Here is a 22,372-nt window from a genome sequence, read left to right as displayed (position 1 = left end):
ATGAAGTCTTATCGAGGCCGTTCCTGTTGAGAGTTTATGCGCCGGTTCGCACCGAAGCTTTCAATCGCTTCTCAAGGTCAGCGATAATCTTTGCTCGAACTTCAGTCACCTCTTCTGGCTTCAGGGTTCGGTCTTGTGCCCGCAGTGTCAGCGAGTATGCCAGTGACCTTGACCCATCGGGAATCTGTGTTCCCCGGTAGATGTCGAACAGGGTCAACGTCTCTAAAAGAGGAGCCGCAGCACGGCGAATCACGTTCGCAACATCGCCCTCAGTAATGTAGTCCTCGACGATAACAGCGAGGTCTTCCTTGACCGGTGGGTACGTCGACACCGGCTTAGCCTGAATGAAGCCGGACTTAGTAAGTGCTGCTATCTCATCGAGGTTGATCTCCATGGCTGCTGAACGAGGCGGAAGACCGTACTCTTCGATGACGGCAGGGTGGAGCTCACCGGCCCGCCCAACCACTTTGAAGCCCTTGCCTGAACGCACGAACAGCGTCGCACAGCGTCCCGGGTGGAATGGAGCGGTCTCTTCGGGGGACTCAGCCTGCTTCGGGAGTGGCGCGCCACGAAGTACCTTTGTGCCCTCTGGAAGCCAGGTACGAGTCGCTTCAACACGAACCCCGCTGGTTTCACCAATCTCTCGGGCAACCTGAATGGCATCAGACCAACCCCAGTGCGCCTGAAGGGGGGCCCCTTCTTCCAACTGTGCACCCGAGCGCGAGGCAAAAGGTCCACCCACGACTGCAGCGGCGTGCCACGGTTGAGAGGGAACACCTGCGAGGAGAGCAGCCAGTTCGTCATCAGAGGGACGGTCCTCAACTCCGAGAATCGGGGAGGGAACCGTGCCCTGAGGATTCGTCACCTGTCCCATCTCGAAAAGGGCGAGATCACTGACACCTCGAGCGGCATTGCGAGCTGCAATATCCAGCGTTGTATCAAGCAGAGAGGTGCGCAGAAGTGGCGCATCATTGGCAAGTGGGTTCCTCAGACGCACGGCCTTTCGTCGCATATCGTCGTCGGGAATACCCTGTCGATCATGCGCGTTCCCCACAAACGGGTATGACTTGACCTCAGCCAAACCAGTGTTGGCCAGCGTGTCAGCAGCCCTTCGCCTCACCAGCTGCCGCACTGACAGCCCCTGAGATCCGGGACCCATCGCGATCCGCGATGGAATCTTGTCGTATCCGTCAAGTCGAGCAATCTCTTCGACAAGGTGGGCTGCACCAGTCAGGTCGGGACGCCACGTCGGCGGGGTAACAAGGAACTCGAAGGACGTGCTTCCGCCCTCGCCAATCACCTCATCGAACTCAACCTCACAGCCGATGTCCTCGAGGTACCCGACGATCTGCTCCGGGGTGTAGTCGACCCCCGTCAGCCTTCTCGGTTCGCTTGCCTTCATCTGAAGGGGTGCGGGCCGAACGACTGCATTGAGGTCAAAACCTGAGTCATCAACCACTCCCCCGCCATACTCGGCCAGAAGCTCAGCGACACGAGCTGCCGCTATCGGGGCCAGTTCCGGATCCACCCCGCGCTCGAACCTCTTTGAAGATTCAGTGAAGAGTCGGTGGCGGCGTGAGGTGCGTGCGATAGAGATCGAGTCGAAGTGGGCAGCCTCTATGACCAGGTCGGTTGTATCCCCCTGGACCTCAGAGTCCTGACCCCCCATGACTCCGGCCAGTCCAACGATGCGCGATCCTGGACCATTCGGCGAATCAGAAATGACGATATCGCCCTCATCCAGCTCACGCTCAACTTCATCGAGGGTGGTGAATTTTTCGCCCTCGACAGCACGACGAACCACGAATGGTGCTTCAACTGCGCGAATATCGTAAGCATGAAGTGGTTGTCCGAGATCAAGCATGACGTAGTTGGTGACATCCACGGCAAGCCCAATTGAGCGCATTCCCGCCTGCTCCAAGCGCTTGACCATCCAGTCGGGCGACTTTGCATTCGGGTCGATCCCACGCACGATCCGCGTGACAAACCTGTCGGCTGCCGGTCGTCCTTCGAGGATGGAATCAGCTGCAACCTCAACCTTGAAAGCGCCCTCCTCCGAAGTCGGAAGGGGTGTCCTTAGAGCTTCTACGCTGCCCAGGTCGTGGAACTTAGCCCCGGTTGAATGCGCGTACTCACGCGCAAGTCCACGAACCGCGAAGCAGTAACCGCGATCCGGCGTCACGTTGACCTCAAGAACCTCTTCCCCGAGGCCGAGGAGGGGAATCATGTCTGTACCGGGAGTCGGCAGGCTTTCAGTCATCATCTTGTCAACGACGATGATGCCGTCGTGATCGTTACCGAGGCCGAGCTCGCGCTCAGAACAGATCATTCCGTCCGAGGTGTGACCGTAGGTTTTGCGGGCCGAAATTGGGAATGGTCCGGGCAGGATCGCTCCCGGAAGCGCGACCACAACCGTGTCACCCTCAGTGAAGTTATGAGCTCCGCAGATGATGCCTCGACTTGCCAGGTGTGACTTCTCAGCGCCTGTTCCCGGCTCATCGTTAAACTGACCCACATCGACTCGGCAGTAGTTGATGTCCTTGCCGTTACTCTGCCGCTCGGTCTGAACCGACAGCACTTTGCCTGCAACCAGCGGACCCACAACCGCTGCAGGCAGGATCGCTTCTTCCTCTATTCCAACCTTGACGAGGTCGGCGGCCAGCTCCTCGGTGGTGGCCCCCTCGGGTACTTCGACGTGGTCAGCAAGCCACGACAGGGAAATGTAAGGCATATCAGCGTCCCTTTCCGTAGAGACCAAACTGGCGGGAGAACCTCAGGTCGCCCTCGACAATGTCGTGCATATCAGAGATTCCGTGCTGCAGCATGAGGGTACGTTCAAGGCCCATTCCAAAGGCAAATCCTGAGTACTCATCAGGATCTAGACCAGCGGCGCGCAGAACGTTGGGGTTGACCATTCCGCAGCCTCCCCACTCAATCCAACCGGGTCCGCCCTTCTTCTGGGGGAACCAAAAGTCCATCTCAGCGCTGGGTTCGGTGAACGGGAAGAACGAGGGACGGAGTCGCGTCTTCGCTTCTTCACCAAACATCGCCCGGGAGAAGTGGTCGAGAGTCCCCTTCAGGTCAGCCATCGTGAGTCCCTTGTCGATCGCAAGTCCCTCAATCTGGTGGAAGACCGGAGTGTGGGTGGCGTCCAACGCATCACTGCGAAACACCTTGCCCGGAACGGCAACGTAGAGGGGAGCACCGTGCTCAAGCAGTGCTCGAGACTGGACGGGCGAGGTGTGAGTCCGTAACACCAGGGACGCATCCCCCTCATCGACCCCTCCGACGGTGGTGCCGTCTATGTAGAAGGTATCCTGCATCTGGCGAGCCGGGTGATCAGCATCAAAGTTCAGTGCGTCAAAGTTGAACCACTCGTGTTCAACCTCTGGTCCCTCACCAATCTGCCAGCCCATCGAGAGGAAGAAGTCCTCAATCTGGCCGATCAGCAGCTCAAGGGGGTGGCGTGATCCAACCGGGACACGCTGGCTGGGCATCGTGACATCAACACCCTCCGACCTCAGCACCTCAGCCTGAGCCTGTGCATCAATCAAAGCCTTGCGATCCTCAAATACCCGGTTGAGTTCCTTTCGAGCCCCGCCGAGATTCTGGCCGGCAACGGCCCGCTCCTTTGGATCAATCTTTCCGATCATGCGGTTCGCGAGGACGAGGGCGGACCTGTCACCAAAGACCTCGCTCTTTGCATCGCGTAGCTCTGCCTGCGTGGTCGCGGCATCAATCAACTCTTGCGCCGAGGAGGCCCAGGCAGCGATGGCATCTCCATCACGCGGGTCCAGCTGCGTCGCATTCAAGGCGTCGCCTGTGGTCGGCATTTCCGTCCCTTCGCTTCGACGGGCCCGTACTTGAACCCGTTTTTTCTACCCCACTACTCTACTTGCCCCCTCCGTCATCAACGCACCGTGCCCACTTCACCCAGTGCCTCCATGATTGCGAGCGCCGCTATTTCAAACTGTCGGAAGAGCGTGACAAGATGGAGGCGGAGGTAGAGAAATGGCTTCAACACACCAACCGAGTAGGGTACGTCTGCACCATCTCATGCAAGCTAAAGCTGAACGACGCCCTATCACGATGCTGACGGCATACGATGCCCTAACGGCACCGATATTCGAAGCAGCTGGCGTCGACATGCTCCTTGTCGGAGACTCGATAGGCAACGTGATGCTCGGCCATGACTCAACCCTGACAGTTTCACTCGACGACATGGAGCGCGCGGTGGGGGCAGTCGCCCGCTCCACCAAACGACCGCTAATTGTCGCTGACCTTCCCTTTGGCACGTACGAAACAGGTCCCTTTCAAGCCTTTGAATCGGCAACGCGCCTCATGCGTGCCGGGGCGCACGCGGTGAAACTCGAGGGCGGAGCAGAGCGAATTCCCGCGGTGGAAATGCTCGTTGACGGTGGAATCCCCGTCATGGGACATCTCGGCTACACCCCGCAATCTGAGCATGCGCTCGGGGGACCACGGCTGCAGGGACGAGGTGAACAGGGAGAAAAGCTCTGGGCTGATGCTCTGGCACTTCAAGAGGCGGGGGCCTTCGCACTCGTCCTCGAAATGGTTCCCGCACAACTCGCCAAAGAGGTTACGCGAGCAGTGAGGATTCCCACCATTGGTATCGGTGCTGGACCACGCTGTGACGGTCAGGTTCTTGTCTGGTCCGATATGGCCGGGATGACAGAGTGGACGCCCTCGTTTGTGCGCCGGTTCGCCGAACTTGGCGCAGCACTTGAAGGAGCTGCCTCCGAGTACGTTGCGGCAGTGAGGGATGGTTCATTCCCGGGACCAGACAACTACCGGGTGCAGTAGAGAACCGTGATCACACTGAGGATTGCGGCCAGGATGGATTTGAGGAAGTAGGAAATGGCAGTAGCAAACGGGGCCAACCGCGCACCACTTGGAACGACTACCCCCGGCTTGGTTTCACCAATGCTGCCGGTACCCGCCAGCATTGAGCGTCCTGAATACATGTTCCACGACGGACCCGAGGTCGTGACTACTTCGGATATCAAGTCGTCTGAAACAGTCGCAAAGATCCGTGAGGCCGGCCGGATTGCCGCCCAGGCCCTCGAGCTTGCTGGATCCATGGTGAAACCCGGAGTGACTACCGATGAGATCGACCGTGCCGTCCATGAGTTCATAGTCGCACGCGGCGCCTATCCTTCGACCCTTGGCTACATGGGCTTCACCAAGTCGTGCTGCACCTCAATCAACGAGGTGATTTGCCATGGCATCCCTGATAGTCGTGTCCTCGAAGATGGCGACATCGTCAACATTGATATCACGGCCTATAAGGATGGTGTTCACGGTGACACCTGCGCCATGTTTGGAGCCGGAAGTGTTGATGCTGAGAGCCAGTTGCTGATGGAACGAACCAAGATCGCCATGATGCGGGGTATCAAAGCTGTTAAACCCGGTCGCCCGTTCAATGTCATCGGCCGTGTTATCAGTGCCTATGCGAAACGTTTCGACTACGGGGTGGTTCGGGACTATACAGGTCACGGCGTCGGAGAGGCTTTCCACTCCGGCCTAATCGTTCCCCACTACGATGCGGCTCCGCTTTACTCGGACACCATCGAAGAGGGCATGGTTTTCACCATTGAACCGATGCTGACCCTGGGCACCATCGAATGGGAACAGTGGGATGACGGGTGGACTGTCCTAACCAAGGACAAGGGCCGGACAGCTCAGTATGAGCACACTATTGTTGTAACTGAGGATGGCGCAGAGATTCTCACGCTCCCCTAGTTTCGTTGCCTCACCGGCTCCGAGATTTGTGGTCCGCGTCGGAATGACCACAGGGGTTGACGTCTCACTGCAGCCAGAGGTTTCCAAGTTTTCACCCCAATGGTGGGGCGGTAGAAAGGTCGTTGAAATGGCACGTGTCGGAGTAGGCATCGACATTGGTGGTTCGGGCGTCAAAGGCGCACTGGTTGATCTCGATGAGGGTGTTTTTATTGGGGAGCGGATTCGCCACGACACCCCTGAGAACTCAACCCCCCAGGCTGTTGCTGAAATCTGCAAGGCCATTATTGACGAGCTAGGGGCAGATCCCGATGTTCCGATCGGGATCACTGTTCCGGCCCCCGTCCTCCACGGGATCATCCCCTTCATTGCCAACCTTGATAAGTCGTGGACAGGCATCAATGCCGACACTCTTTTCCGTGAGGTCACGGGCCATGATGCCGTCGTACTGAACGATGCTGATGCCGCCGGTGTAGCCGAGTACTACTTTGGTGCAGCCAACGGTATCGATGGCACCGTCATCGTCACCACACTCGGTACCGGAATCGGCTCAGCGCTGCTGTACAACGGGATTCTGATTCCTAACACCGAACTTGGGCACCTCGAAATTGATGGTCGGGATGCGGAGTCCCACGCGGCGGCTAGCCAGCGTGTCAAGCAGGAGCTGAGCTGGGAAGAGTGGACGGCCCGCCTCCAGCGCTACTACTCCCACATCGAAATGCTCTTCTCACCCGATCTTCTCGTCGTTGGCGGAGGGGTCTCGAAGAAGCATGAGAAGTTCCTTCCGAACCTCAGCCTTGGTTGTCCCATTGTTCCTGCTGCACTTCGAAACACAGCGGGGATTGTCGGAGCTGCTGTCTACGCCGACCAACAGGTCCGGGGGATTCAGCCAGAAGCACTTCCCAAGTAGCCCATGTCGATCCCTCAAGGCGAGCAGCAGAGACGCATCTCCGCGCTCGTCCAGATGCAGCGCACCCACTTCAAGTCCGGGCTTACCCGCAGTGCTGCGTGGCGGCGCGAAAAGCTTGAGACCGTTATCCGCATGGTTGAAGAGAACCGCGAGGCCATGCACCGGGGACTAGAACTGGACCTGCGTCGCAACCGGACCGATTCTGACCTCATTGATGTCGAATACACAGTCCGGGAAGCCCGCTATGCTCTGCGGAACTTGGACCAGTGGATGAAGCCCGAACATGAGCCCCTCTCCCCTGTCTGGCAGCCGGGTAAAGTACGCATCCGCAGGGACCCCTTCGGAGTCGCCCTGGTCATCGGAGCCTGGAATGAGCCCTACATGCTTACGTTGGGGCCGGCAATCGCTGCTCTCGCGGCAGGAAACACCGTGGTCATCAAACCCTCCGAGGTGGCCCCAAATTCTGCTGAAGTCCTGGCGGAACTGGTCGCAAGGTATTTCCACCCGTCCGAACTTGCGGTTGAGACCGGTGGGGTCGATGTAGCTGAAGAGCTCCTCGAGCAGAACTGGGACTTTATCTTCTTCACCGGAAGCCCCCGGGTGGGCCGGATCATCTATGCGGGTGCCACCAGGAACCTCACACCGTGCGTCCTCGAACTGGGTGGCAAGAACCCCACCATTGTTCACAGTTCTGCTGACATCAAAGTCGCCGCCCGCCGGATTGCCTTCGGTCGTTTTATGAATGCGGGACAAGTCTGTACCTCTCCCGACTACGTCTTGGTCTTGCCGGAAGTCAAGGACCAGTTGATTCATGAGTTGGGGGAGGCTATCCGTGAGTTCTATGGAGCTGACCCACAGGCCAGTCCTGATTTTGGTCGAATCGTCAACAAGGCGAACTTCAAGAGATTACAGGCGTACTTGGGCGATGGAACCGTCGTTCACGGTGGGTACACGGACGAGGATGACCTCTATATCGCCCCCACCATCATCACCGAACCCGACCTTGACTCCGCCCTGATGAATGAGGAAATCTTCGGTCCCATCCTCCCGATCATTGAGATCGGTTCCATCGAAGAGGCCATTGGCTGGGTCAATGCCCGGCCAGCACCTTTGGGACTCTATGTCTTCACAGGTGAGATGGAGATAGCCGAAGAGATCTTGACACGAACTGACTCCGGCGATGCCTGTGTCAACGACGCGACGGTTCAACCAATGATCCACGAGCTTCCCTTCGGTGGGACAGGTAACTCCGGTTTCGGCAAGTACCACGGCCGTCACGGATTCGAAACCTTCACGAATGCCCGGGGAGTTTTCTACCATTCCACACGGGTTGATCCCGCTGTGAAGTACCCGCCCTACGCCAAACGAAAAGCACAACGCGCCATCCTCACGAAACTCCTCTAGTTGCGGGGCACTGTAGAATTACCTTCGGTGAGTTGGCCAGGCAGCCGCGGGGACCGGGTTATAGACCCGGTTCACGAGGAACGTCCGGGCACCTCAGGGCAAAGTGGTGGCTAACAGCCACCCGGGGCGACCCGCGGGAAAGTGCCACAGAAAACAGACCGCCAGCTTCACGATCTAATCGGGGAACTGGTAAGGGTGAAACGGTGCGGTAAGAGCGCACCAGCAGCCAGGGTGACCTGGCTGGCTTGGTAAACCCCACTTGGTGCAAGGTCAAGCAGAAGGCCGGAGCTGCCCGCTCCTTACCTTCGGGTAGACCGCTTGAGACTTGCGGTAACGCAAGTCCTAGATGAATGGTTGCCGGCACGGTGGTTCATCGTGCTAACAGAACCCGGCGTATCGGCCAACTCACCACCACACTTCAACTCACTTTGACGGTGGCTCGCTAGACCCGAACCACAAGGTAGCCCCAGTCTTCGGACTCCCAAAGTTCGTCCTCAGGGGCACGCGTCAGAGAGCCAAGCTCTTCCATCGTGAGTTCGATCGGCGCATTGACAAGCCGCCCGTCCTCGAACCTCAGAACTGCCAGAACACCCGTGCGCTGCCTGAAGTGGTCGTACTCGTCGATGACAGCCTCGGGCAGGGAACGCCGAAGCATCTCTGCCTCAGCCTGGGCTTCTTCGAGCTCGGCTGCGGGAGCCCCGGCTTCAGCAACAAGCTGTTCCCTGGTTTGAGCTTCATCCTGGGCCAGTGCTAGCGCAGCAGCTTCAGTCTTCTCTAGAAATGCCTCACGCTTCTCAAGCTCCTCCTGAAGTTCAAGGACCTCAAGTTCGAGCTGCTCTTTGCGCTCAACAATCTTTTTAATCTCATGCTCAACTGCACTCATGTCACGAATGCCGACCTTGCCGGAATCGAGACGCTCCTGTTGAACTCGTCGACGTTGCTCGACCTTGGAGACCTCGCCCTCGACATTATCAATGTGTCTCTGACGGTCGGCCAGGTCCACCTTCTGTGCCACAACGGAACGGCGCAGGTCATCGGCTCTTCCCGCCAACTCCTGGAGCTTGCTGTGAAGGGGGTTGGAAGCCATCTGGTGCCCCAAACGAGAGATACGAAGATCTGCCTCCTGCAGTCTTAGAAGTTTGATCTGGTCTGTATGCTCTACTCTCACGCCGGGCTCTCCTCGTTGTGCTGCTGTCTGAATCTGGGAAGTTGTGTCTTACAGTGTGTTGGGGTCGACAGTTGGGCCCGAGGTGGGCAGGTGAAGTGCCCAGGGCTCTGTGCAAATCTCGGAGACCACGACCTCAAGCTGGAATCCTTCGGCGGCAGCCCTGTCTGTGAGTCTGCGGGCCAAAACCGGTAGCCATGGCCATTCGGTGGCCCAGTGCGAACCACAGATAAGTGCTGGACCATCGTCCTCAAGGTGTTCCGATGCCGGGTGGTGACGAAGATCTGCGGTGACGTAGACATCTGCTTCCAGGCTCTTGACAAGGTCGAGGAACGAGTCCCCCGAACCACCGGAAACCGCCACGCGAGAGATCACTCTGTCCAAGTCCCCGCCCACAAGAATACCGCTGGGTCCCGAGGGGAGCTTTCGTGCGACTTCACCTGCAAACTGGCGTAGCGGGACAGGTTCTGGCAGAACCCCGACTCGACCAAGACCAATGCTCTGATCGGTTATCGTTCGCGTCATTGGTTCTGTGTCGAGAACACCCAGGAGATCCGCGAGCGCCTGGGCTACTCCATCCACCGCAACGTCCGCGTTGGTGTGGGCGTTCAGCAGCGCCGTGTTCGAGCGGATTAGGCTGCTGACAAGGCGCCCCTTGGTATCGTCCTCGGAAAGGAAAGATGTTCCCCTGAGGTAAAGCGGGTGATGGGTGATGATCATCTGAGCACCCAGGTCCCGCGCCTGTTCTCCGACAGCCTCGACCGGATCGACGGCAAGCAGAATCTTCGAGACGGGCTGCGACCTCGAGCCGACAATCAGACCGACTCGATCCCAAGACTCTGCGGTCTCGCGTGGATACCACTGGTGCATCCACTCTGCCACCGTGCCAACTTCTAGCATCGCTATCCTCCGCCCCTCACCCGGCTTGAACCAACCTCAACCCTACCCAAGTACATGGGCCACGACGCGCTCCAGAGTGGTGAAGCCGTCATAGGAGAGCACGGATTCGAGGTGACCCTGAACTCCGACGACATGCTTCCCGACGAGTGCGGCGACCACCTGCGACTCGGGATCTGATTCGACCTCAAGGCCAAGCCCCGGTGTCTTCGAACCATTCGGCGCCACTGCCGCAAAGGTGTTGTAGAAACCAATCAGCCCCTCTTTGCCAAGGATCGAAACACGCAGGGGCAGACCCTGGCGCGAGTGCTTGAGGGTTTCGAGGGGAAGTCCAGCACGGAGAGCGAGGATCTGGTGTGAGAAGCAGACGGCGACGGTTGGCTTCTCACTCTCTACCCGCTGTGCAATTAGATCACCTACCCGCACCACGCGGGGATCGGCCTCGTCGGTCGGATCGCCCGGACCGGGACCAAAGATCACGAGATCCACGTCCTCGTTTCCTGTCAGCTCAAACCAGGGCACGATCACCGCTTCGAGTCCAAGGTGGCGCAGCTGGTGAGCCAGCATCTGCGTGAAGTCGTCCCCGCAGTCGACCAGAAGAGCGCGTCCATCAAACATGTGCTCGGCTGTCTGTTCATCCCTCCAGAAGGGCGCTAGGTCCCGGTTGCGAAGCTGCAGAGCCTGCTGAACCTCTGGGAGGTTGACCATTCCTGCAGTGGGCGATGAGGAAGGGGTTCCCGGCTTGCCTCCCAACGACCTCGGCAGCAACCCGAGGGCGGTGAGCATTCCACTTGCTTTCGCCCTCGTCTCCTGGGCTTCACTCGCGGGGTCGGAGTGGCGCACCAGAGTCGCACCCGCCGAGACGGTGATGTCACCCTCCTCGGTTATGAACGCGGTTCGCAACAGAATGGGAGCATCCATCCGGTAGCCTGTCGGGCCTTCCTCGAACAGTGCCAGTACACCTGAGTAGTATCCGCGCGGGCTAGTTTCGTGTCGGGCGATCACCCGACAGGCACTCTCCATCGGAGAGCCGATTACCGTCGGCGCAAACATGGTCAGACGCAGAATCTCACGTGGATCAAGGCTGGACTTGCCCTCGAGGAGGTACTCCGTGTGGGTCACCCTGGTCATTGGTTTCAGATAGGGTCCCCTCATCACCCCTCCCTCTGGGCACGCTGCTGACATCATCTTCAACTCTTCGTCAACGACCATCACCAACTCCTCTGACTCTTTGCGGTCAGCGAGGAACTCGAGCAGAGAAGTTACGGTAGGGTCCTCCGGCTGGTGGCGGAAAGTGCCCGAGATAGGGTTCATGAGGACGGTACCGTCCTCCGCCGAAACGTGGCGTTCCGGAGAGGCTCCCGCGCAGGCCACTCCGGCACCGACCCAGACAAATGTCCAGTACGCGCCGGCCTCATGGACTAGAAGCTGACGCAGCCAGGAGAGAACGGTGCTTCGCACCGGAGCTTCTGTGTGGGCCAGGTAATCCCTGCGAATGACAAAGTTTGCACCCTCTCCGCGACCAATCTCATCGCGGATGATTGCTCCCACCTCCTCTGCGTAAGCCTCATCGGTCATCATGAAACCGATATCCTCGGTCACGGGAGGCTCGGAGGGAAGCAGGTCGGTCAATGCTGTGAGTGGAACCTCCCAACGCTCGCTGACACGCAGGTAGAGCAGCTTCTCGGGTCCCTGCTGCGCCTCCCAGCCCCTCTCACGAATCTGGTGGTAAGGAATCAACGCGAGAACATCGCCGCCCTCGAGGGGAATATCTGCAAGGAGGGAGGCAGCTTCGACCTCCCCGGTCAGAACCAGAGCGGTGTCCGAGTCTTGCCGACGGACGATGGCAACCGGATCCGCGCAATCATCACGAAGAAGGTACTTGACTTCATTGGGCAGTGCAGAGTCAGCGGTGCGGCCGGCGCGGTCGAGAGTGTACGCAAATGAATCTTTGTTCATCGTGGGTGTCCTAACTGATTGGCGGAACATGCCGCTTGAAAGTCACCCTAGGAATGCAAGCCTGCCTCTTTCGGGCGGCCGTCAGCGGTGAGCGGCCTAACGGGCCGGCCACCAACCGAAGCTGTGCATCTTGATCACGAGTTGAACCCTAGTGCACAGACCCGGTAAAACGCGATCTGTCTCACGAACGGTACTTCACCCAACCTTGAAGTTACGTGGAACCAACCCCTCGGCGGGGACGTCGTCCCGCACGAGGACGATTTTCCCCACGGTGTGTCCCAGCTCAACACGACGGTGTGCCTCACGGAGGGTATCAATGTTGACGCCCTGCAGAATCTGGGTCACTGTGGGCCTAATCTGACGAGCCTCCACCAATTGAGAGATGGCATCAAGCGCTAGGTGCTGGCTAGCGATATCAACAGCGCCGTGGACAGCGCGTGCAAAAGTGTTCTCCCAGTGCCAACTCAGTGCCTTTGGCTCGAGGAGTTGCAAGTCGGCGCCCCGCGCTGAGTCCACTCCGACAATTTGCCCGAAGGGGTTCATCACCTTGGTCAACACCGGGAGAAAGTCTTTGGAGCGGATCGAAAAAACATAGTCCACACCCCCTGGTGCTGCACGACGAATCTCTTCTTCCAGGTCCTCGGAGGAATGATTGACAGTTTCGTGAGCCCCCAGTTTCCGCACCCAACTACGGCTCTCAGTTCGGGAGGCGGAAGCAATGATCCTCGCCTCAGTCAAAGCCTTGGCCAGCTGGATGACCATCGAACCGACCCCACCCCCACCGCCGAGGATCAGCATGGTGCCCCCTGAATCGGAGCGCAGTCTCAGTTTGTCAAACAGTCCTTCCCATGCCGTGAGTCCGGTGAGTGGTAGTGACGCAGCTTCCGCAAAGGTGATGTTTCTTGGCATGTGTCCAACGATGCGTTCATCAACAACCTGGAAGCTCGTGTTAGCCCCTGAGCGGTCAAGTGCCCCGGAGTAGAAGACACGGTCCCCAACCTCGAAGAACCTCGTGGTGGGGCCAACTGCTTCGATAACTCCCGCCGCATCAAACCCGAGAATGCCACTGGCTGGCCCCGGGGTCTCACCTCGCCGGACACTACAGTCGACCGGGTTGACTGAGGTGGCGTAGACACGCACCAGCAGGTCCCGGCCGTGAGGGACCGGTACCTTATCTCCATTCACGACACCGAAGACACCGGGCGCATGAGGCATCCCGCGGCGCAGGAGTGCCACCGAAGTGACCTGTTCGTTCTCCATTCCGCCCCCTTCCCCACTGTTTCTTGCTCCGGTGATATCCACAGTAATGCTGAGTGCCAGGTTCAGAACATAGCCAAGACGCGCAAGATGAAGCTCGATTACAACACCCCGGGACCAAAAAGTGGAGGACGTAGGTGGCACATCGAGGTAGGGCGATCCTAGTACGGCAGGGGGACACCACAGAAGACGGAGTGTTACCTGATGACTCCGAAATCGTCATCGGCCCGGATGGGCTCGGACGCCCAAAGTGGGCGGTGAGATCACCTTCCATGCAGGACTTTTACGACAGGGTTTGGGGAGAACCCGTTAGCGATGATGATGGCGTGTTCCGTATGCTTTCTCTGCTGATCCTTCAGGCCGGCCTCTTCTGGGGATCTATCCTGGGCAGAGCAGAGGAGATGGACTTGCTCCTCTTCCACTTCTCACCCCACCGAATCGCAACACTGAGTGAAGAAGACGCCGAATCGGTGCTCGAGGCGCCAGGTATGCTGCGCAATCCACGAAAGCTCAAGGCAATCATCGGTAATGCCCGGGCTTACCTTGAAATGACGACTCCACCAACACACTCACCGGATGGCCCAATGACAGGACTTGCCGAACTTGTCTGGAGTTTCCAGCCTGAGACAACCCCGGTGCCACACGCACAATCAGAGGTTCCCCTTGAATCAGCTGAGTCTGTAGCCCTGGCCAAGGCTTTAAAGGCGAGGGGCTTCACCTTTGTGGGTCCGCGGATCTGCTACTCGCTGATGCAGTGCATCGGAGTTGTCGATACCAACCTGGTCGGAACTCACCGTCGCGGTGTGACGGGTCTGTGGTCGAAGGACGGTGCGCGGCTCTACACTTCTGGGCCCGAGGAAACCCCTGAGAAAGGCGGCTGACAGACAGGACACCAGTGTGCGTTACGAAGTGATGCGGGGTCTGCCCCAAGCCTCTTGAGCTGGATCTGTGACCCGCACCTGCGGCAGTTCAACCCCGCCCTCCCGAACACATAGGTTCTCTGACCCGCTCGCAGGTTACCGGTTGTGGTTCGTTCAACCCTGTCACGATTCGCCCGAATCAGTCTGGTCCCAAGCTTCATAAAGGCGAGAGCGTCAACACTTGTCGCGGGAGCCTCTGGATCGACCCCCATCAAAAAGCACAGCTCATTCGCGTACTCATTTCCGAAGCCCGCCACACTGCGCTGGTCCATCAGGGCAACGTGGATGGGTCTTGGATCCTGCTGCACCCTCTCAGCTGCTATGAAGATACCCCCACGGTCCCAGTCGGGCTTGAGAGGGTCTGGCCCAAGATGCCCCACTACCTCCCCCTCGGATGCCGTGAGAAGTAGCCGAACTTGCGCTACCAAGAACCCCACGACTTCAACCCTGTCGGTTCCAAGAACTATCCGGGCCTGGTGGGCGGGCTTCCGCCAGCGGGCACCCCTCGCATAGATGTGCCAGACCCCATCCATGAGCATGTGGGAATGCAGGGAGTGCTCTCCGATGCGCACCAGGATGTGTTTACCGAAGGGCTCCACTGAGGAGACTGTCTGGCCATGGAGATCCGCCGTAGCCAAAGAACCTGTGCGCACCTGGAACCGAGTCAGGACCTGCCCATTCAGTGCCTCACCAATCTGGCGCGCCACCCGATAGGCAGTATCTCCTTCTGGCATCAGAGACCTCCAAAGTTACGCATGTCAGTGAACTTGCCTACGGAGCGTTAGCCCCCGGGGTAGTTCCGAGAACCCCGCCTCGAGTAGAGCACCCATCCACTTGCTCTCCCGGACAGCCACTCCGTTGATCTTTTGAATAGTGAAGCTTGCGAGATCTGCACGACGGACCACTCTGACCAGCTCGCTTGCGGCAGCGAGCCTCTCTTTCTCACCGCAGTCAACATCCACGAGAGCCGTTTTACCACCGCGCTCCAAGTAGAGGACCGGACTTCCATCGATGAGGACGACCAACGCACCCGGGTTCCTCTTCGGGGAGGCTCCATGCTCAAGGGAGTCTGGCCAGTCCAGGGATGCCCCGTAGGGGTTTGCAGGGTCTGTGGCACCCAGGGCAAGGACGCTTCTTCGAACCGTGACTCTACCTTCGTCCTCGATATCTCGAAGTCGGTCCACAGCTCCAGGCACCGCGAACTGTGCTCCGCCAAGTCCGTGAACGAAGTATCCCCTGCGGCAGGAACCAGCGATCTCAAAGTCGGTGTAAAGGCGATAGGCCTGTGCAAAACCGCCCGGAAACTGCTCGGTTGTCACACTCCCCCGGGTCACAATCCCGTATCTTTCCAGTACCTGAAGTGCTTCAAATGTCGCGACCTCGGTGGCTTCGCTTCCCGTCGTATCCTGGCTTACCAGTGACCAGCGTCCTGCCAGTGAAGGCTCTGTTGCGGGACTTGCAGTCACTGATCGACCCCGGGGCACTACACCCCCGTAGCTGCGCCGGAGCATGGCTCGCCCACGTGATCTCAGGGCAGGTGTTTTCTGAGCACTTTTGCGGCCACTAATTCTTGCTCTCAGAGCATCTACCGAATCTGATGTTACAAGGCCATCCCAGACGAGCGACCAGATAGCGTCCCCCAGGTCTTTGGCAGTCACATGAAGATCCCTGTTGACCAGACCGTCAAGGAGAGCCGGAGCAAAAAGTGCCCCTCGTGTCTGAAGCTCATCTAAGATGGCAAGTTCGACTGGCGTTTTCTCTCGACTCTGCCCAGCAGCTGGCCTGTGGGGCATTCCGGTTGGAGTGAACTGTACCCAACCATCCCGACCACCTATGGCTCCCCGACCGATCCAGGTGAGCTCTCCGTTTCCAACCAGCAGATCCAACCAACTCTTGTCATAATTTGACACCCTCTGGGGAAGCACCAGGGTCTCCCAGGTGGAGGCAGGCAGTGGGATACCCGCCAACTGGTCGAGCGCCGTGTAGGTCCCCTCTAATCCTTCGACACGCCCCCCGCAGTACTGCCAGTCCGCCAGGAACCTAGCGAAAGTCACTGCGCTGACAGGCTCAACATTTCCACGAAGAAGTGCCAGGGAGCGCGTGCGGATCCTCTCAAGAACAGTCTGAGATAGCCACTGAACCTGATCCGGCTTTACACCGCGCCTGTCGGCTAACTCTTCAGGAAGGAAAAGCCCCGAAACCACGATCCCCCGCCCCTCAAGAACCCGGAGGGCCAGCTGAACCGTTGACTCCGCTAGCCCAAATCTTCCGGTTATCTCACTGACGGTAACTGGGCCGTGGGTAGCAAAATGGCGCCCCAGGATCTGCTCTACGGAATCGGCAGCCCCTTCGAGGAAGGCGGACGGCACCCCGGGTGGAATGGCCACGCCGCAGGCCTCAACTAAAAGACCCGCATCCTCTACGGCTGCGAAGTAGTCCCTTCCGGCCATGCGCGTGGCGAACACCTTACGCTGGTTCAGTGCCTGCTTAAGAGCCTCGTTCTCAGTACCCTGCTCCTTTGAGTCTGCAGTGAACCTCTGCAGAATCTCGGCTTCAGTGAGGGGGCCGAGGATACGGAGCAGATCCACAAGTCCGTCGACTCCGTGTGCCTGCCAACCAGACTTGGTTCGCTGTAGTTCAGACTCAACCTCGACGATTGCATCTGCTTCAAACAGATCGCGCAGGGGTATCTCGCCCAGCAGTTCTCGAAGGACTGCCGGGTCAACGCTGAGTGCAGCAATGCGCCGCTCTCCGACGGGGGTGTCCCCCTGATACATGAACTCACCGACATAGCCGAAGAGGAGAGACCGAGCGTAGGGAGAAGGAACTTCCGTCACAACCTCAACCATGGTGGCGCGTCTTGAGCCCAGATCCCCCATGACCTTCTCAAGTGCCGGGGTGTCGTAAACATCCTGGAGTACCTCTCGCATGGCTTCGAGGATCATGGGGAAATCAGGATATTTAGCTGCCACCTCAAGAAGGGCTGAAGCACGGAGACGTTGCTGCCAGAGCGGGGAACGCTGCCCCGGCTTCGAGCTGCCAAGGATGAGGGCCCTTGAGGCCGCCTCTCGGAACCTGGAGGCAAACACCGCTGAGTTCTCAACTTCGCTACGTACCAACTGAGTAATTTCTTCAGACTCAAAAAGGAAGATATCTGCGGCGCTGGGTGTCTGTTGGTCCACCACCCCATCAGTTTCAAAGTCAGCCAGGCGAACGATAATCCCGTCATTGCTCGCGGTAGCTCGGGAGTCCAAACCCCATGAGTCACGCAGACGGGCATTGATGGCTAGGGCCCAGGGGGCGTGCACCGCGAGACCGAGGGGTGACTGGAGGATATAAAGCCAATCGCCGACATCGTCCCTGGTCTTCTCAACCACCATGTTGGTGGCGCTGGGAAGGACTCCTACGGCCTCTATCTGTTCCCGAACATAGGTCAGTGTGTTGGCGATGGCAAAATCATCAAATCCGAGATTACGAAGGAGGGGCTCGGCTCCGATCCCCTTTTCACCCCCTTCTAAGAGAGTTCCTGCAAGTTCACCGAGAGCTACCCCCAACTCGACGGGACGAACCGGCGAGTCGCCACGCCAAAACGGAGTTTTCGCCACCACCCCGAATGCCGGCTCAACCTCTACCGTATCCCTTGTGATCCTGCGGACCCTCCATGGAGTTGTGCCCAGCGTGAAGACTTCGCCGACCCGGGTCTCATGAACCATCTCTTCATCAAGCTCACCGACCCGGGATCCCCCTCCTTCCTCGGAGGCACCCGCCACGACACGGTAGAGTCCCCGATCTGGAATAGTTCCGCCGTTTGTGACTGCCAGTCTCTGGGATCCCGGGCGAGCTGTCAGCACATTGAGACTGCGATCCCAGTCAACACGCGCCCTCAAAGACGCGAACTCAGTCGACGGAAATCTTCCAGAAATAAGGTCGAGGACACCGAGGTAGGCGCTTCGAGGCAGATTAGTAAACGGAGCCGAACGACGAACCTCTTCAAACCAACCTTCAACATCGAGGGGCCCGGAGACCGTCTGCGCAATGGTCTGCTGAGCGAGGACGTCCAGCGGGTTTGAGAGAACCTTGACGGCCTCTATCTTTCCGCTGATCATCCGGGAGGCTATTACCGCTGTCTCAAGCAGCTTTGAGCGGTGAGTGGGATAAAAGACTGCCTTGGACACTCCTCCAACCTGGTGCCCCGAGCGCCCCAGGCGTTGCAGTCCAGCTGAGACCGATGGGGGCGGGTCGATCTGAATGACCAGATCGACCTCTCCCATGTCGATGCCAAGTTCCAAGGATGCGGTAGCTACGACGCAGCGTAGGCTGCCGGACTTCAGCTCTTCCTCCACGCGCGCCCTCATCTCCTTTGAGACGGAACCGTGGTGAGCCTTAGCCACCTCTTCTCCCTCATCCCTATGGAGCTCATTTAGGGCAGCGGTAAGCCTCTCCGCAGAGCGACGGGAGTTGGTGAAGACAATGGTCGACTGGGCCCCAAGAATCCTCTGGTAAAGGGAAGCCTCAATCGATGGCCAGATTGAACCCAGGCGATAGTCACTGGGACCCGAGTTGGCGTTGAGAACCTGAGCCTGTGGAACCGGTGGGTTCGACATGTCTTCAACAGGAACCTCTACCGTAATGTCGAAACGCTTGTTGTTTGGCGGGCGCACCACCTCAACCGGCTGGGTGCCCCCGAGGAACCGCGCAACCTCCGAAACCGGTTCTACGGTCGCAGAGAGCCCGATTCTCTGTGCTGGTTTCTCGAGGACTTTGTCGAGACGTTCCAAGGAGAGTGCTAGGTGCGCACCTCGTTTGCTTCCGGCGAGGGCGTGCACCTCATCGATAATGACCGTATCCACTGTCTTCAGTGTCTTTGCCGCACGACTTGTCAGCATCAGGTACAGGGACTCGGGGGTGGTGATGAGGATATCTGGCGGGTGGGCCAGGAGTCGGCGCCGCTCAGACGCGGGAGTGTCCCCGGATCGTACGCCGACTGAAATCTGCGGATCGGTTCCGCCATCCCCCAGAATCGCCTCCCGAATCCCCGCTAGAGGGGCACGAAGGTTGCGTTCAACGTCCACTCCCAGTGCCTTGAGAGGTGAGATGTAGAGGATCCGGCTGCCCCCTGGTGAAGAACTGTCAGCCTGCCCCTTCTCTTGGGTAAGACGGTCGATTGCCCAGAGAAACGCAGAGAGCGTCTTCCCCGAACCCGTTGGTGCAATCACAAGGGTGTTGTGACCGGCACGAATGGCTTCCCATGCCTCTACCTGCGCCTGCGTTGGGGCAGCAAAGACCGCGTGGAACCACCTGCGTGCAGACGCAGAGAAGCCCTCCATTTCGGAGGGCTTCTCTGGACTAGATCCTGTTACGCCCCTCTTTGCACCCATGGTCGAATACTATCTTCGACCTCCGACAAAGTGGGCTCTCAGCTCTTGAACTATCCCTTCACAGCACCGGCGGTGAGACCACCCACAATGTACTTCTGAAGGAACAGGAAGAGTAGAAGAATCGGAATCGACGCAATAATCGCACCTGCTGCGAACTGTCCCCAGTTGGCGTCAAGGCGGCTAGCTACCCACGAGTAGAGACCAATTGCTACCGTCCAGTTCTCTTCCTGCTGCAACACAACCCGGGCGATAACGAACTCACCGAAAGTTGAAATGAACGACAGGAGCGCAACGACCGAGAGGATCGGAGCGGCTAGCCTCAGGATGATCTGCCAGTAGATCTGGCCGTGGGACAACCCGTCAATCTTGGCCGCCTCATCCAGCTCTTTCGGAATCGTGTTGAAGAATCCGTAGAGCAGGAAGGTGTTTACACCCAGCGCTCCTCCCAGATACACGGCAATCAATGCAAGTGTGGAGTTCACACCGAGGATGGGCACCACATCACCCAGGTTCAAAAGCAGCAGGAAGATGGCAACGAATGCCAGCATCTGCGGGAACATCTGAATGATCAGAAGCGAAGTGAGACCAACCCTGCGTCCTGTGAAGCGGAACCTGGAGAAAGCATAGGCAGCGGCGGCCGCCATCAGCACGGTTCCCACCGACACCGAGATTGCAATCACCAGGGAGTTGCCCATCCAGTGCCAGAACCGGGTGCCACCAAGGCGCTGGTAGTTCTCGAAATCGATCTTCTGGAAAAGCTGGTTCGACCCCGTCAGCGTGCCTCCCGGATTCAGAGAAGCCGAGATGATGTAGATGATCGGAACGAGGGCGTAGATGACGACAACAACACCGACAAGGTGGCGCCAACCGTACTCACGAAGCCAGAACCCAAACGAGTGCTTGTTCTGCACAGGTTCGTCTGTGTTTGCGGTGACAGGGGTCTTTGAAGTTACCTGGGTTGCCATGTCACATCATCTCCTCAAGCTTGCGAGTCTGACGGAACGCGATCGCAGAAATAGTTCCAACAATGATGAAGATCAGGATCGAGAGAGCCGAGGCAAGGCCGAAGTCCTTGGTGGCTCCACCATCGATACCGGACATCTTGTAGACCATCGTGATCAGGATGTCCGTGTGACCAAGTGGCACAGACGGATCACCGAATGATGGCCCACCACCGGTCAGCATGTAGATCAGCGTAAAGTTGTTGAAGTTGAACGCGAACGACGAAATCAGCAGCGGGGCGGTTGCAATCAGAACCAGTGGCATCTTGATTGACACCCACTGGCGCCATGCACTGGCACCGTCAATCTTGGCTGCCTCGGTCACGTCCTCAGGCACTGACTGCAGCGCACCCGTGGCAATGAGGAACATGTAGGGGAAGCCCAACCAAAGGTTTACGAAGAGGATCGCAAACTTTGCCAGCCAGGGATCCTGCAGCCAGGGAACCTGCGCTCCTCCGAGTATGACCTGGTTGATAAAGCCGTAAGACTTGTTGAACATACCCGCGAAAATCAGGGCAGAAATGAAGCCCGGAATCGCGTAGGGCAGGATCATCAGCGTCCGATAGATCTTTTGCCCCTTGACCTTCTTATCGAAGGTAATGGCCAGGAACAAGCCGAGTAGGAAAGTTAGTGCCACCGAAAGCAGCGCCTGCGCAAACGTCCACAGCAGAACCTGGTAGAACGGACCGGAGTACTTCGAGTCACCACCGAAAGCCTTCGTGTAGTTGTCGAAACCAACGCCCACGCGCCATCCCACAGGAAGCGTTTGACCGTCATCTGACTCAAACTGACCCTGACCGTTGTCTCTGTAGACCACACCGGTGTCAATGTTGGTCATCGTGTCGGCTTGCGGGTCCCAGTTCAATACAGAGCGAGCCTGGAAACCAGTCGAACCATCAGTCGTGCGGATGGAACCCGCGTTTGGATCTTCGCTCACAGGCACACGAAGGTCCACGACCTCCTGTTGCTGCTGAACGATCTGGTTCATAGTGAGGATTTCCCAACCGGGAACCTCTGTAATCTTTCCATCGCTAACGACAGCATTGGGTTCAGCGTGGAGTGGCGTCTCTGATGAACCAATCATCACCGTGCCGTCATCAACGATGGCGAATCCAAGCTCACCCCCATGCTTGATGACCTTCAGCGGATATGTGGGTGAGTCCGGAACACGGTTCTCGTTCTGCATCAGCAGTGCGGTCACCGCATTGGCCTTGGTGGAGTTGTGGCCGTCACCGTAGTTGGTAAACGACACGTACATCGTGTACCCGACGGTGTAGATCTGAAAGATCAGAAGGAACGTCAAACCGGGAATGATGTACTTCAGCGGAAGTGTACGACCGGAGAAGTAGATCCAGTCGGTGAAGATAAGTAGGGCGAGCATTACCGCAAAGATCCCCCATGAGTCTTTGGTGAAGCTCATGAAGAGAACGTAGACCCCAAAGGCGTTGACCAGGGCCATCAAGACCAGCTTGACGACAAAGCCCGGTCCCCAACGGTTTACATCCGGGTCCTTCGGGGGAAGTCTAAAACGACTCTTTTTGGCACTACGAACCTCGTCGAGTTCCATTAAAGTCGCCATATTCGAAGTCTGGACGCTGTCCATTAATCTTCCTTAATTCGGCACCATCGCCGAGACATACAGACTTGCCCAAGCATGAGAGCCCGGGCTAATGACGGTTACCTCTAGATTATAGCCAGTGAGATTGGGCTAGGCCACGAAA

Annotated in this window: 15 protein-coding genes and 1 other RNA gene; 6 read left to right on the top strand and 10 right to left on the bottom strand. The window is 58.2% G+C overall.

What is annotated here, in order from left to right; translation table 11 throughout:
• Positions 1-34 precede the first annotated feature (34 nt).
• On the bottom strand, positions 35-2,731 hold the full coding sequence (gene pheT, locus CS903_RS08845) for a phenylalanine--tRNA ligase subunit beta (RefSeq protein ID WP_099333196.1): 2,697 nt from the start codon (positions 2,729-2,731) through the stop codon (positions 35-37).
• A gap of 1 nt (position 2,732) precedes the next feature.
• Positions 2,733-3,833: a phenylalanine--tRNA ligase subunit alpha gene (gene pheS / locus CS903_RS08840; protein ID WP_099333195.1), complete on the bottom strand. Its 1,101-nt coding sequence runs from the start codon at positions 3,831-3,833 to the stop codon at positions 2,733-2,735.
• 178 nt (positions 3,834-4,011) lie between these two features.
• Between pheS and panB the strand changes: the two genes are divergently transcribed.
• The 5 genes from panB (at position 4,012) to rnpB (ending at position 8,486) form a co-directional block, all read left to right on the top strand.
• Positions 4,012-4,824 (top strand): 3-methyl-2-oxobutanoate hydroxymethyltransferase, encoded by an 813-nt coding sequence (gene panB, locus CS903_RS08835; RefSeq protein ID WP_099333194.1) that lies wholly within the window; start codon positions 4,012-4,014, stop codon positions 4,822-4,824.
• Between the two features lie 120 nt (positions 4,825-4,944).
• Positions 4,945-5,763: a type I methionyl aminopeptidase gene (gene map / locus CS903_RS08830; protein WP_099333205.1), complete on the top strand. Its 819-nt coding sequence runs from the start codon at positions 4,945-4,947 to the stop codon at positions 5,761-5,763.
• Positions 5,764-5,890: 127 nt separating this feature from the next.
• Positions 5,891-6,670 carry a polyphosphate--glucose phosphotransferase gene (ppgK, locus tag CS903_RS08825; RefSeq protein WP_099333204.1) on the top strand — a complete coding sequence of 260 codons (780 nt, stop codon included), beginning with the start codon at positions 5,891-5,893 and terminating at the stop codon, positions 6,668-6,670.
• 3 nt (positions 6,671-6,673) lie between these two features.
• Entirely contained in the window at positions 6,674-8,074 is a 1,401-nt protein-coding gene (locus CS903_RS08820; RefSeq protein WP_099333193.1) for an aldehyde dehydrogenase family protein, read from the top strand.
• A 28-nt stretch (positions 8,075-8,102) separates the two neighbouring features.
• Positions 8,103-8,486: RNase P RNA component class A (gene rnpB, locus CS903_RS08815), an RNA gene on the top strand.
• Between the two features lie 30 nt (positions 8,487-8,516).
• Here the strand turns inward: rnpB and CS903_RS08810 are convergent.
• The 4 genes from CS903_RS08810 to CS903_RS08795 form a co-directional block, all read right to left on the bottom strand.
• Positions 8,517-9,242 (bottom strand): CT398-like coiled coil hairpin domain-containing protein, encoded by a 726-nt coding sequence (locus CS903_RS08810; protein WP_099333192.1) that lies wholly within the window; start codon positions 9,240-9,242, stop codon positions 8,517-8,519.
• 48 nt (positions 9,243-9,290) lie between these two features.
• Positions 9,291-10,139, bottom strand: a complete 849-nt coding sequence (locus CS903_RS08805) for a Nif3-like dinuclear metal center hexameric protein (RefSeq protein WP_099333191.1) — start codon at positions 10,137-10,139, stop codon at positions 9,291-9,293.
• 42 nt (positions 10,140-10,181) lie between these two features.
• Entirely contained in the window at positions 10,182-12,095 is a 1,914-nt protein-coding gene (locus CS903_RS08800; RefSeq protein ID WP_099333190.1) for an anthranilate synthase family protein, read from the bottom strand.
• 195 nt (positions 12,096-12,290) lie between these two features.
• On the bottom strand, positions 12,291-13,355 hold the full coding sequence (locus CS903_RS08795; RefSeq protein ID WP_099333189.1) for a zinc-binding alcohol dehydrogenase family protein: 1,065 nt from the start codon (positions 13,353-13,355) through the stop codon (positions 12,291-12,293).
• Between the two features lie 134 nt (positions 13,356-13,489).
• Between CS903_RS08795 and CS903_RS08790 the strand changes: the two genes are divergently transcribed.
• The gene (locus tag CS903_RS08790) at positions 13,490-14,233 is read left to right on the top strand and encodes a DNA-3-methyladenine glycosylase I (RefSeq protein ID WP_164996724.1); all 744 of its coding nucleotides are present in this window, start codon (positions 13,490-13,492) and stop codon (positions 14,231-14,233) included.
• On the opposite strand, the gene CS903_RS08785 is transcribed toward CS903_RS08790, so the two are convergent.
• From CS903_RS08785 to CS903_RS08770, 4 genes are read right to left on the bottom strand one after another with little or no spacing between them, the layout of a single operon-like run.
• Positions 14,191-15,006 (bottom strand): DNA-formamidopyrimidine glycosylase family protein, encoded by an 816-nt coding sequence (locus CS903_RS08785; RefSeq protein WP_099333187.1) that lies wholly within the window; start codon positions 15,004-15,006, stop codon positions 14,191-14,193. The two genes, CS903_RS08790 and CS903_RS08785, sit on opposite strands and share 43 nt — an antisense overlap.
• Before the next feature lie 24 nt (positions 15,007-15,030).
• Positions 15,031-19,650 (bottom strand): DEAD/DEAH box helicase, encoded by a 4,620-nt coding sequence (locus CS903_RS08780; protein WP_207203804.1) that lies wholly within the window; start codon positions 19,648-19,650, stop codon positions 15,031-15,033.
• 50 nt (positions 19,651-19,700) lie between these two features.
• A complete protein-coding gene (locus CS903_RS08775; RefSeq protein WP_099333185.1) occupies positions 19,701-20,615 on the bottom strand; it encodes a sugar ABC transporter permease in 915 nt (304 codons plus the stop codon).
• Position 20,616: 1 nt separating this feature from the next.
• Entirely contained in the window at positions 20,617-22,230 is a 1,614-nt protein-coding gene (locus CS903_RS08770) for an ABC transporter permease subunit (protein ID WP_242491827.1), read from the bottom strand.
• Positions 22,231-22,372: the final 142 nt, after the last annotated feature.

Source organism: Actinomyces minihominis, assembly GCF_900187855.1.
In the GTDB taxonomy this organism is placed as follows: domain Bacteria; phylum Actinomycetota; class Actinomycetes; order Actinomycetales; family Actinomycetaceae; genus Scrofimicrobium; species Scrofimicrobium minihominis.
This window is presented reverse-complemented; position numbering and strand designations above follow the sequence as displayed.

Bases quoted from the DNA above. Each gene is read 5' to 3' on its own strand.
- CS903_RS08795 (WP_099333189.1), bottom strand. From the start codon at position 13,355: ATGGAGAACGAACAGGTCACTTCGGTGGCACTCCTGCGCCGCGGGATG.
- panB (WP_099333194.1), top strand. From the start codon at position 4,012: ATGGCTTCAACACACCAACCGAGTAGGGTACGTCTGCACCATCTCATG.
- CS903_RS08770 (WP_242491827.1), bottom strand. From the start codon at position 22,230: ATGGCGACTTTAATGGAACTCGACGAGGTTCGTAGTGCCAAAAAGAGT.
- CS903_RS08775 (WP_099333185.1), bottom strand. From the start codon at position 20,615: ATGGCAACCCAGGTAACTTCAAAGACCCCTGTCACCGCAAACACAGAC.
- CS903_RS08820 (WP_099333193.1), top strand. From the start codon at position 6,674: ATGTCGATCCCTCAAGGCGAGCAGCAGAGACGCATCTCCGCGCTCGTC.
- CS903_RS08780 (WP_207203804.1), bottom strand. From the start codon at position 19,650: ATGGGTGCAAAGAGGGGCGTAACAGGATCTAGTCCAGAGAAGCCCTCC.
- pheT (WP_099333196.1), bottom strand. From the start codon at position 2,731: ATGCCTTACATTTCCCTGTCGTGGCTTGCTGACCACGTCGAAGTACCC.
- ppgK (WP_099333204.1), top strand. From the start codon at position 5,891: ATGGCACGTGTCGGAGTAGGCATCGACATTGGTGGTTCGGGCGTCAAA.
- CS903_RS08800 (WP_099333190.1), bottom strand. From the start codon at position 12,095: ATGAACAAAGATTCATTTGCGTACACTCTCGACCGCGCCGGCCGCACC.
- pheS (WP_099333195.1), bottom strand. From the start codon at position 3,833: ATGCCGACCACAGGCGACGCCTTGAATGCGACGCAGCTGGACCCGCGT.
- map (WP_099333205.1), top strand. From the start codon at position 4,945: ATGCTGCCGGTACCCGCCAGCATTGAGCGTCCTGAATACATGTTCCAC.
- CS903_RS08805 (WP_099333191.1), bottom strand. From the start codon at position 10,139: ATGCTAGAAGTTGGCACGGTGGCAGAGTGGATGCACCAGTGGTATCCA.
- CS903_RS08785 (WP_099333187.1), bottom strand. From the start codon at position 15,006: ATGCCAGAAGGAGATACTGCCTATCGGGTGGCGCGCCAGATTGGTGAG.